Origin of the sequence: Mycobacterium paragordonae (genome assembly GCF_003614435.1) — a bacterium.
Classification (GTDB): Bacteria; Actinomycetota; Actinomycetes; order Mycobacteriales; family Mycobacteriaceae; genus Mycobacterium; species Mycobacterium paragordonae.
The window spans coordinates 1092156-1108280 of record NZ_CP025546.1 but is presented as its reverse complement, the minus strand read 5'-3'; the positions used below and the strand labels follow the sequence as shown (position 1 = coordinate 1108280).

The window sequence follows — 16125 nt, the reverse complement described above, 5'->3', positions numbered from 1 at the left end:
CCCGAGGAGCCTTGAAGGAGCCACGCGATGGCCGCCCCGAACCTGCCGCCAGGATTCGATTTCACCGACCCCGACATTTATGCGCACCGGTTGCCGGTTCAAGAGCTCGCGGAGCTGCGCGCCACTGCGCCGATCTGGTGGAACGACCAGCCGCTCGATCAGGGCGGCTTCGGCGACGGCGGCTACTGGGTGGTGAGCAAGCACTGTGACGTTCGCGAGGTCTCGCTGCGCAGCGACGTCTTCTCGTCGGCCGAGAAATCCGTGGTGCCGCGTTACCCGCAGGAGGCGGCGCAGGCCCAAATCGAGCTCGGGCGGGCATCGATGATCATGATGGACGACCCCGAGCACAGCCGCCTACGCAAAATCATCGCGCGCGGGTTCACCCCCCGCGCCGTAGAACGCTTGCGCGCCGATCTTGCCGAGCGTGCCCGCCAGATCGCCGCCCAGGCTGCGGCACAGGGTTCGGGTGACTTCGTCAGGCAGGTGGCGTGCGAGCTGCCGTTGCAGGCGATCGCCGGGTTGCTCGGCGTTCCGGCCGAGGATCGCGACAAGCTGTTCGACTGGTCCAATCAGATGATCGGCGCCGACGACCCGGAATTCGCCGACCACGACTCGCTGACCTCGGCGGCCGAAATGATGTGGTACGCCATGCAATTGGCCGAACGCAGGGCGACGGAGCCCGGTGATGACATCGTGACCACGCTGATCCGGGCCGACGCCGACGGCCAGCGGCTCACCGAGGCCGAATTCGGCATGTTCGTGGTCACGCTGGCCATCGCCGGCAACGAGACGACCCGAAACTCGATCACGCAAGGCATGATGGCCTTCACCGACTTTCCGGAGCAGTGGGAGCTGTTCAAAGCTCATCGCCCCGCCACCACCGCCGACGAGATCATCCGCTGGGCCACGCCGATCACCGCGTTCCAGCGAACTGCGTTGGCGGACACCGCACTTGGTGGGGTGGCCATCAAGAAGGGCCAGCGGTTGGTGATGTTCTACCGGTCGGCCAACTTCGACGAGGACGTTTTCGCGGACCCTTACCGGTTCGACATCCTGCGCAGCCCGAACCCACACGTCGGTTTCGGCGGTACCGGAGCGCACTACTGCATCGGCGCCAACCTGGCGCGCATGACCATCGACCTGATGTTCAATGCGATCGCCGACACCATGCCCGATCTGGCGTCGGCCGGGGATCCGGAGCGACTGCGGTCACCGTTCATCACCGGCATCAAGCATTGGCCGGTCGAGTATCAGGGCGGTTGCGGCGGGCAGCCAAAATACGAAAACTGAGCCAGCGGCGGAAATCCTTTCCGCGAAAATCGCGCGACGGCCTTCTGACGGCTACTGGCTGCGAAAGGACCGGTGCCACAACTTTTCGTGCTGATCCGGGGCTGCGCGCGGCGTCATTTCGGCGGCCGGCGGAGGTTGTCGGCGCCATCGGTTGCCTGGATAATCCGGTGTGGATGCAGCCACCGAGTGCTGGAGGGAAATCGTGAGGGGCCACGACGTCGGCTCGCGGTTATCGGAAGTAGCTGAACAGAGTCTGTCGACCGAACATCAAAGCATTTACGCGGTGCTCAGGCTGGTCGACGAGTTGCAGCGGAGCCGCGGGGCGGACTTCGGGACGGTGTTGCGCGACATCATCGCGATCACGGTGGCGGCGGTACCGGGCACCCAGTACCTCGGTGTCACCGTCTTCGACGACTGCGGGACGGTCCGCACGTTGGCCGCCAGCCATCGCGACCCCGCCCTGTCGGACGCCGCGCAGCACGACGTCGGTCAGGGCCCTTGCCTGGCCGCGGCCTGGGAGCGGCGCACCATCCGCGTCGACAACCTGGCCGCCGATCAGCGCTGGCCACGCTATCGAGACGCGGCACTGGGCCGAACCGGAATTCGCTCGATGGTGTCGTTTCCGCTGTTCGCGGACGAAACGGCGCCCGCCGCGATCAGCTTCTACGCGGACTCCCCGTGGGCTTTCAACGACGAAGCCGTCGAGCTCGGCCTGATCTACGCGGCGCATACCAGCCTGGCGTGGAACGCAATCCGCAACAACCAGCACTTCCGCGCCGCGCTGGCCAGCCGAGACGTCATCGGCCAGGCCAAGGGCATCCTGATGGAGCGCTTCGACATCAGCGCCATCGCCGCCTTCACCATGCTGCGCAGGTTGTCTCAGGAATCCAATACCAAGCTCGTGCACATCGCGGAGAAGATCATCGGACTCGAGCACCCCGACGAAGGGGCCGGTGAGCCACCGTCTCAGTTGCGCAATGTGTCGTGCGGTGAGCGTCCGTAGATCTGCCGGTAATAGGCGGCGAACCTGCCCACGTGGGCGAAACCCCATCGATTGGCGATCTGCGTGACGGTGGCGGACTCACGTGTCCCAATGAGCAACTCGTGGTGGGCGCGATGCAGCCGGACCCGACGCAGGTAGTCCATGGGCGTGCAGTCCAGGTGGTGACGGAACATGTACTGCAGGGTCCGCGGCGTTACGTAGACGTGGTCGGCGATATCGCCCAGCATGATGTCCCGGTGCGCGTTCTCCTCGATGAACGCAATCACCCGCCGCAGCAGCACCGGTTTGGCGGCGTCCCGGCGGTCGGTGGGAGTGGGATCGAGCAAGGCGTTGCTCGGGAGGGCAGCCAGCACCGCGGCCGCGAGATGGGCCGCAAAGGTGCCGCTGACCAGCGGCGACGCACAGGCAACCGGGTCGGACAGAACATGGTCACGCAGGTAGTCGATGACGGCGCTCAGTCGTCGGCCGGCCGCGGCCGTGACGGGCCGATGACCGGTCAATCGCACCGGCTCGTTCCGGGCGCCGGGGGCACTGTTGGCGGTGCGGTCCAGCAACGTCGGATGCAACCCTGTGAGGTCGTAGGCGGCCCGGCAGACCTGCCCGGAATAAGGCAGTTCGGGCGGCGAGAACAAGGTCACGTCGCCGGGAGCGAACACATCTTGGGGTTCTCCGATGAAATTCTCCAGGATCCGCCCGCTGTGTACCCGGCACAACAGGATCTTGCCCAACGGGTCGGCGTTGTAGCTCATGTCGTAACTGAACGACAGCTCGTCGAAGGTGACGGGACCCGCCCACCGCCGCTGAATGCGGGCGCGGCGATTTTCACCGTTGGCCCCGATACGCATCGCGGTGTAGTTGCGCACCAGGAATTCTTCGGTCTCGCCCAGGTCGCAACTGTCAAAGTCGAGAGAGTTCACAGCCTCCGCCCCCCTCTACGGGTCACACTCATCTTGCCCTAACCCGCACGGTAGCGAAGACCCCTCGCCTCTCGCTGCCACAGCACTCCGTCCCCCGCAGTCGGGCCCTCGGCGATGAGTTCGCGTTTGAGAATCTTGTTGGTGGCGGTGCGCGGGAGCGCCGCGGAGATCCGCACGTACCGGGGCCAGGCCTTCGGCGAGAGGTCGGATTGCGCAGCGAGGAAGTCGCCGAACTGCCGGGGGGTCAGCGTCGCTCCGTTGTTCAACACGATCGCCGCCATCACCTGGTCGCCGACACTGTCGTCGGGCACCGCGTACACAGCGACGTGGTTGATCTCCGGCAACCGCTGCAACACCCGCTCGATGGGACCAGCCGCCAGATTCTCCCCGTCGACCCGCATCCAGTCCGCGGTGCGCCCGGCGAGGTAGATCCAGCCATCGGCGTCCCGGTAGGCGAGGTCGCCCGACCAGTACATGCCGTGGCGCATCCGCTCATCGGTGGCATCGGCGTCGTTGTAGTAGCCGGTGAATCCGCCGGCACCGAAGGTGTTGACCAGTTCGCCGACGGCCTCGTCGAAGTTGACCAGGGCCCCGTGCTCGTCGAAAACCGCTGGCGCGCATTCCGTTACGGTCTCCGAGTGGTACACGCTGACGCCGGGATACCCCTTGCCGATCGATCCCGGTGGGGTGCCGTCCTCACGCATCACGACGACGGCGAACTCGCTGGAGCCGAAGCTGTCCACCACCCGGCAACCGAAACGTCGCGCGAACCGGTCGAGATCGTGTTCGGTGGCCTCGTTGCCGAACGCCGCGCGAAGTGGGTTGTCGGCGTCATCGGGCTGCTCGGGGGTGGCAAGAACCAGAGCCAACGGCTTGCCGACGTAGTTCATGTAGGTCACCCCGTAGCGGCGGATCTCCGCCAGGAACCGCGACGGCGAGAACTTGGCCGGCACCATGGTCGCGCCACAGGAGATCGCCACTGTCCAGCCCGCCGCCACCCCGTTGGAGTGAAACAACGGCATGGACAGGTAACACACGTCGTCGGAGGCCAATCCGAAGCGCTCGACCAGGCTGGCACCGCACATGACCCCCATCGCGTGCGCGAACCGGACCGCCTTCGGGTCACCACTGGTGCCGGACGTGAAGATGATCACCACCGGATCGGCGCCGCTCACCTCAACGGGCACAAGCGGTTTCGCGGCCGCCACCGAGTTCCGATAACTCGTAGCGTCGACGTCAATGACGTTCACGCCGGTCACTCCGGTCAGGTCCACACCGTCCAGCAGGCCTCGGTGCCCGGTGTCGACCAGCAAGATCTGACAGTCAGCCCGGCGGACGTCGGCGGCCAACCCCTCCCCGCGCCGGGTGGTGTTGATGCCGCACAACACATATCCGCCCAGCGCCGCCGCCGCCATCGACCGCAACATCGCCGGAGAATTTCCCAGCAGCGCCCCGACATGCAGCGGACGGTCATCTGCCATCAGCCCGAGCAGTAAGGACGCCTCCGCCGATGCCTCAGCGAGGTGCTCGCGCCACGTCCACGTTTGATCACCGTGCGCGACCGCGACGCCGTCGTCTTCCATGCGAGAACGTAACAGCTGCTGGATAGTCTCGAAAGGCATTACTTACCAGTCTCTTTGGTGTAGTACAACAACGTCATCGGCTGGCCGGGAACGTCGTGGAAAACCGGCGACACCCGCATCCCGATGCGAATCTCTTCGGGCTCCATATCGACCAGTTCGGTGCTGATCCGCGGCCCGGCATCCCACTGCACGACCGCGAGCAGCTGCGGCAGGTGTTCGGCCCAGGGCGGCCCGGTCGGGCGGCGGGCGACGGTGTAGGTGTACAGCGTTCCGGCACCGTCGATGTCCCGCCATTCCAGATCGTCGGCGAGAGTCCCGGGTGCCAGGGTGCGCGGGTAGAAGACGTAACTGTCCGACGACGGCGAGTACTGGATCCGAATACGGTGCTCGCGCAACGCGTCCCAGAACGGCTGCGAGACCGGTGTCGGCTCGGGCAGCGGGCGCGGCTCGGTCATCTCAGTCACCCCCCAGCACCAGCGCCACCTGTTCACTCATGATCCCGCCGTTGCCGGTCACGAACGCCGTGTCACAGTCGCGCACCTGCGCGGCCTCGGCCCGGCCCATGATCTGACGGGCCCCGTCCACCACGTGGTGCATACCGCCGGCCATGCCGGCCTGCCCGTAGGACAGTTGACCGCCGGCGGTGTTGAGCGGGAAGTCGCCGCCGAAGGTGAGATCGTGCCGGCCCAACCACGCCATGCCCTCGCCCTTGCGGCAGAATCCGGCGTCTTCCAACGTCATCAGCACCGTGATGGTGTAACAGTCGTAGATCGAGGCGACATCGACGTCCTCGCGGCCCAAACCTGCCATCGCAAAAGCCTTCTCGGCCGCCCGGGCCATCGGCGTGTGCAGCAGGTCGTCGGCGTAGGTGGGCGTCTTGAATCGGATGTGCTCGCCGAAACCCTTGATCCAGACGGGGCGGTGGCGGGAACTTCGCGCGACGTCGGCGTTGGCGATGAGCACCCCGGCCCCGCCCTGCACCCGCATCACCGTTTCGAGCATGTGGATGGGGTCGGCGATCACCGGACTGTTGAGCACGTCATCGACGGTGATCGGCTTGCCGTGGAACACCGCCGCCGGGTGGGCGCAGGCATTGGTCCGCTGGTCTACCGCGATCTTCGCCAATGCGGCCGCGTCATAACCGTATTCGGCCGCGTAGCGCTGCGCGATCTGCGCATACGGGGCGTTCTGGCCGACGTTGCCGTACGGGATCTCGAACTCGGCCTGCGGCGAACCGTAGTTGTTGCTCGACGCCCCGTACCAACTCAGGGTGCGGGCGGGACGCGTTGCGGAGCGCGGAATCTCCTGCGATCCGGGGACGACCGCCAGCACCGCGTCGCAGACGCCCAATTCGGCCGCGGCGGCGGCCCGCCACACCATGCCGGCGGCGGTGGCCCCGCCCAGGTCGACGCGGTCACCGAAGTCCAGTGGGATGCCCAGATATTCCGACAGGGTGGCCGGGGCGAACATGTCCGACTCCGTGATGCCGTGGCACGACAAACCATTCACCACATCGGCCTTCACTCCGGCGTCCTCGATTACCAGCCTGGCCAGCCGCGCATATTGATCGAGGGTGAACGACGGCGGGGCGCTCTGGCGCTTTTCGGCCGGTAGTTCGGCGATTCCGATGATGGCGGCCTCGCCGCGCAGTCCGGTCACGAGGCGTTCCTTCGTGGCAATCCGACGGTCGCGGTCCCCGGCATCAGCACGTCGTCCCCACGCCGGCAGAAGATGTCGAGGTCTACCAGCAGATCCCGCTTACCGGTGACCACGCCGCCGAAACGCAATTCCTGGCCGGGGTAGGCGATGGCCCGGTTCTGCACCGAGAACGACACCAGGCGACCGGCACCGCCGACCCAGTCGGTGAGTGCGCGCGACAACAGGGCTGCCTGCAGGGGGCCCTGCACCAGCACGTTGTCGTAGCCTTCGGCGTCGCGCGCAAAGTCCTTGTTGTAGTGGATGCGATGACCGTTGTATGTCGCGGCGCTGAAGAAGAACATCTGTGTCTCGGTCACGGTGACGGCCAACACCGGTATGGCGTAACCGGGTTCGACGTCCTCGAGGTACACCTGGCCGGTCATGCGGGCCTGGCGATCATCGACATGGTGGCCTCGGCGATCATTTCGCGGCGCTGATTGCGGTATTCGCCGCGCCAGGTCACCAACACGAATCTGCCTGACCTGCCCTCCTTTTCCACGATCGACTCGATGGTGCGCACCATCTCGATCTCGTCGCGGTGGTAGGCCGGCCCGTGGAAGGTGGTGCTTTCGCCGCCGGCCATACGCCGCGGGGCACGTGGGAAGGCCAGGCTGCCGGTCACTGCGCCGGACGATCCGTCGGGCCGCAGGTCGCCCAGCTTGGTCACGCCGAGGATGGCGTACTGCAGAAACAGTGGCGGGCAGATGATGTCGCGATACCCGTGCGAGCGGGCATAGTCGGTGTCGAACCACAGCGGGTTGTGATCGTCGACGGCGGCGGCCCAGCGTTGCCAGTCCCGCTTGTTCACCTCCCCGGTCGCGGTCGCCACCACGGTGCCGACCCGTGCGGCGGACTCCGGGTCAATCAGGCTGTCCATCTCTGCCTTCCCAATTCATCTCTTCCTCAAGCCATTTCGCGGCCTCATCGGCACCACCACCCCAGGTCGCCAGCACCCGGGCGCGTTCGGAGAACAGGTGCAGATCGGTGTCGACGACATACCCCATCCCGCCGTGCAGTTGATGCCCGTCCAGGGTGATCTGCTTGACGGTGGCGGCGTGCATCCTGGCGATGGCGGTCTCGCGGGTCGCGGTGCGACCGCGCCCGATCCAGAACACCGCCGATTGCGCCGCCAGGCGCGCGGCCGAGAGCGCGATGCGCATGTTGGCCACCAGATGCTGAGCCGCCTGAAACGATGCGATCGGCCGGCCGAATTGCTCACGCATCGTGGTGTGGTCCACGGTGCGCTGCAGCACCGCCTCACCCACCCCGACCAGATCCAGACACAGCAACGCCACCGCGGCATTGGCCACCCGACGCAACGTACTGCGGCAGACATCGGCACTCAGGACCCGCTCGTCGTCCTCCACCAGCACGTCGTCGAAGGTGACCGTGCAGACGCGGTGTCCACCCATCATCGGCAGCGGTTCGACTATGATCCCGCCGGCCGACATGTCGATGACGAAAACGCCAGTGGCAGAATCGGTTTGCGCGGCGACCACGATCAGGTCGGCGAGGTCGGCGTCGGCGACGAAGTCGGCCACCCCGGACAACCGCCACCGGCCGTCCGCAGCGGCGAATCCGCGCACGCCGGAATCCGGCACGGACGCGTCGCGCGGACTCCACAGTGCCGTTGCGGCGCGCGACGTTCCGGAGGTCAGCTGCGGCAACCAGGTGGCGCGCGCGGCAGGGCCGCCCAGCCAGTCAATTGCCAACGAGGCGTGCAGGGTGCTGTGAACGGCGTTAGGGCACAACGCGCGCCCCGTCTCGAGGCAGAAGATACCGAGATCGCTCAACGTGCCGCCCGCGCCGCCGAACTCCTCGCCGATCGCCAGGCCGAGCAGGCCGGAGTCAGCAAGCGCCTTGAAAAGCGTGGGCGGGACGTGCGTGCCGTCGAGACTCTGCGCGGCCAACAGGCTGCGGCACAGGGCGGCCAGATCGCGCTCATCCTGATCGGGAAGTAAGCGCATCCGATCACCGACCGTAGGACGGCATGCCGTAGCCACGCTGGGCGATCACATCCCGCAGCACCTCGTTGGCGCCGCCACCGAAGCGCATCAGCGGCGACACCCGGTAGAGGCGCTCAAAGAACCCGGCCAGCGGGGCCGCGGCGCTGCGGTGGGCCAGCAGCCCGTCCGGGCCCAGCAGATCGAGCGCCAGATCCGCTATGCGCTGGCGCAATTCGCTGGTGAAGATCTTCTCTACGCTCACCTCGACCGAAGGTATCCGTCCGCTGTCGAGCAGGGATGCCGCCTCGTATCCCATCAGCCTGGCCGCTTCGACGTCGGCCTCGGCCTGTGCCAGGCGGCGCCGGAAGGCGGGTTGGTGGGCCGGCACCGAGCCGTCGCGAAGCGGCCGGCCCGCCAGCGCCACCAGGTCATCCAGGGCGCGGCGCAGATCGCCGGCGTTAGTCAGCGCGCCGCGCTCCAGATCCAGCGCCCCGGTGATGTAGGTCCAGCCCTTGTTCACCTCACCGATCAGGTTGCCGAGTGGTACCCGCACATCGCGGAAGAACGTCTCGTTGGTGCGGTAGCCCGACCATGCATACAGCGGCCGGACTTCGATACCCGGGCTGTCGATGGGCACCATGATCACCGAGATGCCGCGGTGCCGTTTCGCGTCGGGATCGGTTCGTACGCACAACCATTCGTGTGTGCAACGCTGGGCTCCGCTGTTCCAGATCTTGGAGCCGGTGATCACCCATTCGTCGCCCTCGCGCACGGCCCTGGTGCGCAGGCTGGCCAGGTCGGTGCCGGCGTTCGGTTCTGAATAGCCGACGGCGCAGACCAATTCACCCCTGGCGATGGGCGGTAGGAATTCCTGCTTGTTCTGTTCGGTGCCGTGCCGCATGATCATCGGCGCCACCGAGGTGACCGTGAGGTCCGGCCCGGGCACGCCCCAGTACTCGAATTCGCTCATCAGCAGGTGTTGGTGGACGGCGGTCAGTCCCAGTCCGCCGTATTCGCGTGGCCAGTTCAGTCCGAACCAGCCGCGTTCGCCGATCTTGCGGCGGAATGCCGTCAGCTCACCACCTTGGAATTCGAGGTCATGCTCGGCCATCTCGGCACGCAGCGCAGGGTTGACGTTGTCCCGGAGGAACTGCCGCACCTCGGCCAGCCACGCCCGCTGCTCGTCGTCGAGCTCGAACTCCACCACCGCGACATTAGTCGGCCTGCGCTATTTCGCTACCTCGGGTTGCGGAAAGCGTCCTGGGGGCACACCGGTCCGGCCCCGTCTCGACTGGCACCCGTCCGACCCGGCTAACCACGCGGCCCGTTGGTGTGGAGATAGAGCGCCGGCCCGTCGGGTAGCCGTCCGCTGGAGTGCAGTTCCAGGAGTGCGGCCATCGCTTTGGCGGTGTAGACGGGCTCGAGGTCAAGGTGCTCCGCGTCGTGCGCGAGCCGCAGCGCCCGGGTGCCCTCGGCCGTCGGGTGGCCGTAGCCCTGCCCGAGCCAGTCGCGCACCAGCAGCAGGCGATCCGCCGGCAGCGGGGTGGCGGGCACGCGCGCGCCGCGGCTTTGCAGCAGGCGCGCGGCGCGCTCAGCGAGCGACGTGATCGATCGGTGGTCCAGACGCAGCGTGTCGTTGACGACCACGCCGATCACCCGGGTGCTGGTGAGACCGGCCAGCGCGAGACCCAAGTGCAGACCGGCGACCGTGCCGCCCGAGCCCACGGCGACCACGACGGACGCCGGCGCCGGCAGCGCGCCGGTCTCGACCTGGGCAGCGATTTCCAGTGCGGCCTCGACATACCCCACGACGCCCAGCGGTGCAGATCCCCCGGCGGGCAGCAGATAGGGCCGGCGGTGGCGCAGATACAGGTAGGGCACCGCGGCCACCGTACGAAACTTGTTGTGCGTGAAGTAGATGTCGGCGCCGCAGGCCCGCAAGCGCTCCAGCTGAGCAGCGACGTGTTCGTCGACCGGTTGGTCGATCAGTGCCAGCGCGGTGCGCAGGCCGAGATCGCGGCCGTAGCGTGCGGTCGCCAGGCCCCAGTTCGTGCCAAGTCCGCCGAAGGTCAGGATTGTCTGTCGCCCAGACCTTTTCACGTCAGGTAAGAGCCATTCCAGCTTGCGGACCTTGTTGCCGCCCCAGCCGCCGTTGCCGTAGACGCCGTCGTCCTTGAGCCAGAGCGACGGGCCGGAGGCGCTCAGGCCGGGCAGTGGGCGCACGAGCGTGGGGCCGTCGCCGAGCTGGGCGCGGTGCAGTGTGTCGCGCAGCTCGGGGAAGCGCTCGTGGAGGTAGGTGGTCACCGGTGGATTGCGCCGGCGTCGGGAGCTGCCGAGCCGACCGGCCTGACTGCGCGAACGCTGACCCGTGCACCGCGGTGCGGAATGACGATGACGTGTTTGAGCTTCTGGCGTTCGCCGCCGGCGGTCGTGGTGTCCAATTCCACCCGGCACAGTATTTCGCGCAGCACCACCCGCAACTCGACCATGGCGAAGGTGGCTCCGATACAACGACGGTTGCCGCCACCGAACGGAAGCCACGTGCTGGGACTGAGGGCGGCGCCGAGCATCCGGTCGGGGTCGAACCGGTTCGGATCCGGATATATCGCCGGGCTGGCGTGGACCAGGCCCATTCCCGGGACCACCATGGCTCCGGCGGGCAACCGGTAGCCGGCCAGGTCGACTGGTTCGGTCAGCACCCGGCCGACGTCGAACACCACGGGGCGGACCCGCAGCGTCTCCTTGGCCACCGCATCGAGGTACTCGTCGCCGGACGGATCACCCGCCGCGCTGGCCTCGGCCGCCCGGACCGCTCTGGCCAGGACGGCGGGGTGACGGGTCAGGCGCTCCAAGGCCCACGACAGGGCGGTCGCGGTAGTGTCATGGCCGGCCACCAACAGGGTCATCAACTGGTCGCGGAGTTCCCGGTCGGTCAGCCCACAGTCGGCCCGCACCAACATCGCCAGGGTGTCGGTCCGCTGTGCCAGGTCCGGATCCGCGCGTCGATCCGCGATTTCGGCGTAGAGCAGGCGGTCAGCCTCAGCGATGTGCCTGCGCAGGTTTCGCCACGGCCGGCGGCGAAGCAACTTCGGGTTGGCGATGGCGATGCTCTGCCAGGGTCCGAGGTTGAGCAGCCGCGGCATGATCGTGCGCAGCGCGGCGAGCCGGCTCGGGTCGGAGGCACCGATCACCGTGCGCAGAATGACCTCGAGGGTGATCTCAGACATCTTGGGCGCCACTGCAAATGACTGACCCACCGGCCATCGGGCGATGTTGTCCGCGGCGATCTCGGCCATCAGGTCCGCCTGCCGGGCCACGGCGTCGCGGTGGAAAGGGGGCAGCATCAGGCGGCGCCGCTCCCGGTGCACCTCGTCGTCGATAACCAGCAGTGAGCTGTCGCCCAGCAGCCCGCGCAGGATTTTGTTGGCTTCACCGGCGTGAAAGATGCGCGGATCGCCGGCGAATACGGTCTTGATATCCGCGGGGTCGCCCAGGTACACCATGGTGCCCAACAGCGCCACCCGCAGGGTGAACACGCTGCCGAAACGACGCTGGCAGGCAGCGACCGCCGCCGGTCCGCGGCCCATCATCAGCGCGGCCAGTACCCAGCTGGGTAACCGGGGTCCCGGCGGGAGCTTCGCAGAGTTCGTCGGCAGCATCATTCGATCGTCGACGCCCGCGGCTGACGGGTCAACTGCCTGGGCGCTGCCGGTGATTTGGTTGGCGTTCTGAAAGCATCCCGATCGGTTCGGCACGGATTATTGCTGCGGCACTGGATAATTCGCCGATAATCAACTGCCGGGATACGGGACCTTCATATTGGCGCCACCCCGGCAGAGAGCTACGAAAATAGTCAAATACGGTCCACGGCAATAAGTTTCGTTGATCAGACGAGTGCCGCAGCATCGCAATGTCTGAACCTGTGATGAAACCTCATGCACGAAGGCGAATGCGACTCGGCCGCCCGTGCTAGTGTGATGCGGGATGTTTTTCGGCATCCGTTCAGAATGAGAGAGTAGATAAGTATGGCACAGGGGACTGTGAAGTGGTTCAACAGTGATAAGGGCTTCGGATTCATCGCTCCCGACGGTGACACGGGAGATGTGTTCGTTCACTACTCCGAGATCAACGGGAGTGGTTACCGTTCGCTCGAGGAGAACCAGCGAGTCCAATTCGACATCGGCCAAGGCGCCAAGGGACCGCAGGCCACGGGAGTGACCGTCTTGTAGTCCGACAGTTCTTCACACATGGGCCGGCAGGCGGTGTCCTGCCGGCCCATGTTGTTTTCGGCGCCGCCCAACTCCCTAACCAAAGGCAGGCAGCGCACAGACCGACCATACGTTTCGAAGTAATCGTATGGCGATACGCGAGCAGGCTCACGCAACTTTCTGACCTGGGTTCAGCTTTCGTTGACAAGCACCAAGCCGCGGCCATACATTGTGTGACAGTTGTCCCGGCGGTCTGCGGGCCCCAGGGCCGCACTTCGTCAGTGGACAGGTGGCTAGCGATGAACGATCCCGCACTTGTTTCAGGGCAGACCAGCCTGCCGGGCACGTTGGCAAGGCCGTCATGAGCGTCGGCACTGCTTCCCGAAGCGTTTTCGACGCGGACTTACCGACGCTGTCCTATGAACCCACCGAAACCCCGGCGGAGGTGTATCCACGCATCCAGGCCGCCCAACGGCAGGCGCCTGTCGCACTGGGACCGTTCGGGCCCGAAGTGCTGTCGTATCACCTGGTTCGCTCGGTACTTCGCGACAGTCGGTTCACCATCCCCCCTGGCTTGAATCTTGTTGTGCAGGGTATCAATTCGGGTCCGTTGTGGGACAAGGTGATGAATAGTCTGCTGTGTCTGGAAGGCGCCGCGCATCATCGTCTGCGCAGCCTGACGTCCAAGGCGTTCACTCCCCGCGCGACACTGCGCCTGCACGACACCATGGTTGCGATGATGAACGACCTCGTCGACCAGGTCGCCAGTGCCCGACACTGCGAGGTGGTCGACGACCTCGCCCGCCCCTACCCCGTCCCGATCATCTGCGCGCTGCTCGGCGCACCGCGCGAGGACTGGCAACAGTTCTCGCTGTGGGCCGACGAGATCTTCAAGGCCTTCAGCTTCATCGCCGGTGTCAGTGAGATCGAGCCCGACGTCATGCGCGCCTGGGGAGAACTCGACGACTACGTCGACGAGATGGTCGCCCGGCGCCGGCACAGCCTAACCGAGGACCTGCTGTCGGACCTGATCCGCGCCGAGGACGACGGCGACCGGCTCAACCCCGCTGAATTGCGCATGCTCGCGGGCGGATTGTTGCTGGCGGGTACCGACACCACACGGAATCAGCTGGCGGCATCGGTGCACGTGCTCTGTGAGCACCCGGATCAGTGGGAGCTCCTGGCGGAGCGCCCAGCGCTGGCAATGCACGCGGTCGAGGAGACGATGCGCCACTCCCCCATCGCGTGTGGCACCCTTCGACTGGTGACCGAGGATGCCGAACTCGACGGCTACCTCTTCCCGGCGGGCACCATGATTCTGGTCAATACCGCTGCGGCCAACCGGGATCCGTCGGTGTACGACGACCCCGACCGGGTCGACATCACCCGCGAGGGGGCTCCGGCGATACTGACCTTCGGTGGCGGCATCCACTACTGCCTGGGCGCCAACCTGGCCAGACGGGAACTCGCCGAGGCGCTGACGGTGCTCACCGGCCGGATTCGGAATCCGAGCATCACCGGACCCGCTCCCTGGAAGCCGATGGTGAGCTTGAGCGGGCCGCTTAGTCTGCCTATCGCGTTCGACCTCTAGCCGCAGTCTCCAGCATTTCCTCGAGCTCAGCCAACGGCCGCGGGTCGACACCGTCAACCGAGGCGGTGAACTGCCCGCAGTCGACGCGCACTTCATAGCTCGGCAGGCCATCGGGAAAGTGCCGCAACCGCATGACCACCACCGACTCACCGCACCAGTCCGCAGAGTCCAGGTGCCAACAGGCGTCCGCCAGCTGTACCAGCACCAGACCCGTTGCGGTATCGACTAATTGAGGCGTATCCACCCACTGGAACGCGCGCGCCTCCAGCGGTTCGACGCGGACGATGAAGCGGCCGTCGGGCGAGGCGCCCCGCTCCTCGAGGGTCACGGAATCGAGGGCCGGTGAGACGCCCAGGGATGGGCCGATTCCAGTTGTGCGGCAACACGGATCAGGACATCCTCGCGTCCGTACGCGGCTGCCAGCTGAACACCGACGGGCAGACCGTCCGCGTTGCGGTGCAGCGGCAGGCTGATGGCCGGCTGGCCGCTCATGTTGAAAGGCGGTGTGAATGCCGCGAACTCGCCGCCGCGGCGCATCGGCGCAGTCGGGTGTCCGGGATTGTTGTCGAATTCGGCCAGTGGCGGCGGGGGTTCGGCGACCGTCGGGGTGAGCAGCAGGTCCCAACCGTCGGCCCACCACTGCTGCAACGAACGGCGGAACGCGTACACCGCGTTCTCTGCCGCGGCGTAGTCCACCGCCGTCACGTGCCGGGCACGCTCGATCAGCGCCCAATTGACCGGCTCGATGTCCTGAGCCGTCACCTCGCGGCCGAGCGTTTCGCTGAAGCCGCGCGCGGCCATCGCCATCTGGGTGACCCACAGCGCCATGAATTTCTGCTGCAAGCTCGGATCCGCCAGACAGGACGGCCAGGCGGGCTCGACGACGTGCCCGAGGCCCTCCAGCATCGACCCGGCGGCGCGTACCGCGGACACGCAGTCCTCGTGCACGAATCCGCCGCGCGGATGGATATCGAGTAGCCCGATCCGCAACCTGCCGGGATCGGCACCCAACTCCTGCAGATACGGGCGTTCCGGTGCGGGCGCAATCACGGTGTCGCCGACGCCCGGCCCATGCACCGCATCGAGCAGGGCGGCGGTATCGCGGACCGTGCGGCTGACGCACAACTCGACACCGAGCCCCGCTTCGGCGCGTTTCGGCCCCACGGTGATGCGGCCCTGGCTGGGCTTGAGGCCCACCAACCCGCAACAGGACGCCGGAATGCGGATGCTGCCGCCACCGTCCGAAGCGTTGGCGAACGGCACCATCCCCACCGCCACGGCGGCGGCCGCCCCGCCACTGGATCCGCCCGGGGTCCGGTCCAGCGCCCAGGGATTGCGGGTGGGCCCCCAGGCCAGCGGCTGGGTGGTGGGGAGGCTGCCCATCTCGGGGCTGTTGGTGCGGCCGGCGATGACCAATCCCGCCGCCTTGAACCGCGACACCAGGGTGGTGTCGGCGGTGTCGATCTTGCCCGCCTCCTTCAGCGCCACATTCCCGTTGGACAGGGTCTGCCCGGCAAAGCTGGTGTAGAGGTCCTTGAGCAGGAACGGCACTCCGCGGAACGGGCCGCCAGGCAGACCCGGGTCCGCAGCGATCGACCGGGCGTGCTCGAACCATTCGATGACGACGGCGTTCAGCGCCGCGTCGGACTGCTCGATGCGTGCGATCGCCGCTTCCAGCAGCTCGACCGGGGTGACCTCTCCCCGGGCAACCAGAGCCGCCTGGTCCGTGGCGTCCATCCACCGTGTTTCTTCGGCAAGCCCAGTCATGACCCTTGGTCTACCACGCCGGGCAAACGCTGCGGCAAAAGCGCTCGATTCGCCCCGAGCAGCAATCGCCTTTAGGCTCAGAGAACACATGACTTAGCGGGGGGAACGCTGATGAGGGTGCC

The 16125-nt window shown here is 66.7% G+C and carries 16 protein-coding genes; 4 read left to right on the top strand and 12 right to left on the bottom strand.

Going from position 1 to position 16125, the window contains the following annotated elements:
• The first annotated feature begins 27 nt into the window (after positions 1–27).
• Together C0J29_RS05150 and C0J29_RS05145 are read left to right on the top strand one after the other, a co-directional pair.
• On the top strand, positions 28–1290 hold the full coding sequence (locus tag C0J29_RS05150) for a cytochrome P450 (RefSeq protein ID WP_065044661.1): 1263 nt from the start codon (positions 28–30) through the stop codon (positions 1288–1290).
• A gap of 283 nt (positions 1291–1573) precedes the next feature.
• Complete coding sequence (locus tag C0J29_RS05145; RefSeq protein WP_065162111.1) at positions 1574–2293, top strand: GAF and ANTAR domain-containing protein; 720 nt, start codon at positions 1574–1576, stop codon at positions 2291–2293.
• Here the strand turns inward: C0J29_RS05145 and C0J29_RS05140 are convergent.
• The 10 genes from C0J29_RS05140 to C0J29_RS05095 form a co-directional block, all read right to left on the bottom strand.
• Entirely contained in the window at positions 2257–3210 is a 954-nt protein-coding gene (locus tag C0J29_RS05140) for an AraC family transcriptional regulator (RefSeq protein ID WP_242460358.1), read from the bottom strand. The genes C0J29_RS05145 and C0J29_RS05140 overlap by 37 nt on opposite strands.
• Positions 3211–3248: 38 nt before the next feature.
• The gene (gene fadD1, locus C0J29_RS05135; protein ID WP_120791696.1) at positions 3249–4832 is read right to left on the bottom strand and encodes a fatty-acid--CoA ligase FadD1; all 1584 of its coding nucleotides are present in this window, start codon (positions 4830–4832) and stop codon (positions 3249–3251) included.
• Positions 4832–5248, bottom strand: a complete 417-nt coding sequence (locus C0J29_RS05130) for a Zn-ribbon domain-containing OB-fold protein (protein ID WP_120791695.1) — start codon at positions 5246–5248, stop codon at positions 4832–4834. Before C0J29_RS05130 ends, fadD1 begins: the two co-directional genes overlap by 1 nt.
• Before the next feature lies 1 nt (position 5249).
• Positions 5250–6452 (bottom strand): thiolase family protein, encoded by a 1203-nt coding sequence (locus tag C0J29_RS05125; protein ID WP_120791694.1) that lies wholly within the window; start codon positions 6450–6452, stop codon positions 5250–5252.
• Entirely contained in the window at positions 6449–6874 is a 426-nt protein-coding gene (locus tag C0J29_RS05120) for a MaoC/PaaZ C-terminal domain-containing protein (protein ID WP_120791693.1), read from the bottom strand. The genes C0J29_RS05125 and C0J29_RS05120 overlap by 4 nt, the downstream gene beginning before the upstream one ends.
• Positions 6871–7368 carry a MaoC family dehydratase gene (locus tag C0J29_RS05115; RefSeq protein WP_120791692.1) on the bottom strand — a complete coding sequence of 166 codons (498 nt, stop codon included), beginning with the start codon at positions 7366–7368 and terminating at the stop codon, positions 6871–6873. Before C0J29_RS05115 ends, C0J29_RS05120 begins: the two co-directional genes overlap by 4 nt.
• Positions 7352–8458: an acyl-CoA dehydrogenase family protein gene (locus C0J29_RS05110; protein ID WP_120791691.1), complete on the bottom strand. Its 1107-nt coding sequence runs from the start codon at positions 8456–8458 to the stop codon at positions 7352–7354. The genes C0J29_RS05115 and C0J29_RS05110 overlap by 17 nt, the downstream gene beginning before the upstream one ends.
• A 4-nt stretch (positions 8459–8462) precedes the next feature.
• Complete coding sequence (locus C0J29_RS05105) at positions 8463–9641, bottom strand: acyl-CoA dehydrogenase family protein (RefSeq protein WP_120794558.1); 1179 nt, start codon at positions 9639–9641, stop codon at positions 8463–8465.
• A 107-nt stretch (positions 9642–9748) separates the two neighbouring features.
• Positions 9749–10741: a 1-aminocyclopropane-1-carboxylate deaminase/D-cysteine desulfhydrase gene (locus C0J29_RS05100; protein ID WP_120791690.1), complete on the bottom strand. Its 993-nt coding sequence runs from the start codon at positions 10739–10741 to the stop codon at positions 9749–9751.
• Entirely contained in the window at positions 10738–12096 is a 1359-nt protein-coding gene (locus tag C0J29_RS05095; protein WP_120794557.1) for a cytochrome P450, read from the bottom strand. The genes C0J29_RS05100 and C0J29_RS05095 overlap by 4 nt, the downstream gene beginning before the upstream one ends.
• Before the next feature lie 366 nt (positions 12097–12462).
• On the opposite strand from C0J29_RS05095, the gene C0J29_RS05090 reads away from it, so the two are divergent.
• Positions 12463–12666, top strand: coding sequence for a cold-shock protein (locus C0J29_RS05090; protein ID WP_065044650.1), 204 nt, complete (start codon positions 12463–12465; stop codon positions 12664–12666).
• A 340-nt stretch (positions 12667–13006) separates the two neighbouring features.
• Positions 13007–14236 carry a cytochrome P450 gene (locus C0J29_RS05085; protein ID WP_065162239.1) on the top strand — a complete coding sequence of 410 codons (1230 nt, stop codon included), beginning with the start codon at positions 13007–13009 and terminating at the stop codon, positions 14234–14236.
• Here C0J29_RS05085 and C0J29_RS05080 read toward each other — a convergent pair.
• Together C0J29_RS05080 and C0J29_RS05075 are read right to left on the bottom strand one after the other, a co-directional pair.
• Positions 14217–14564, bottom strand: coding sequence for a hypothetical protein (locus C0J29_RS05080; protein ID WP_065162240.1), 348 nt, complete (start codon positions 14562–14564; stop codon positions 14217–14219). The two genes, C0J29_RS05085 and C0J29_RS05080, sit on opposite strands and share 20 nt — an antisense overlap.
• Positions 14561–15973: an amidase gene (locus tag C0J29_RS05075; protein WP_242460357.1), complete on the bottom strand. Its 1413-nt coding sequence runs from the start codon at positions 15971–15973 to the stop codon at positions 14561–14563. Before C0J29_RS05075 ends, C0J29_RS05080 begins: the two co-directional genes overlap by 4 nt.
• Positions 15974–16125 lie beyond the last annotated feature (152 nt).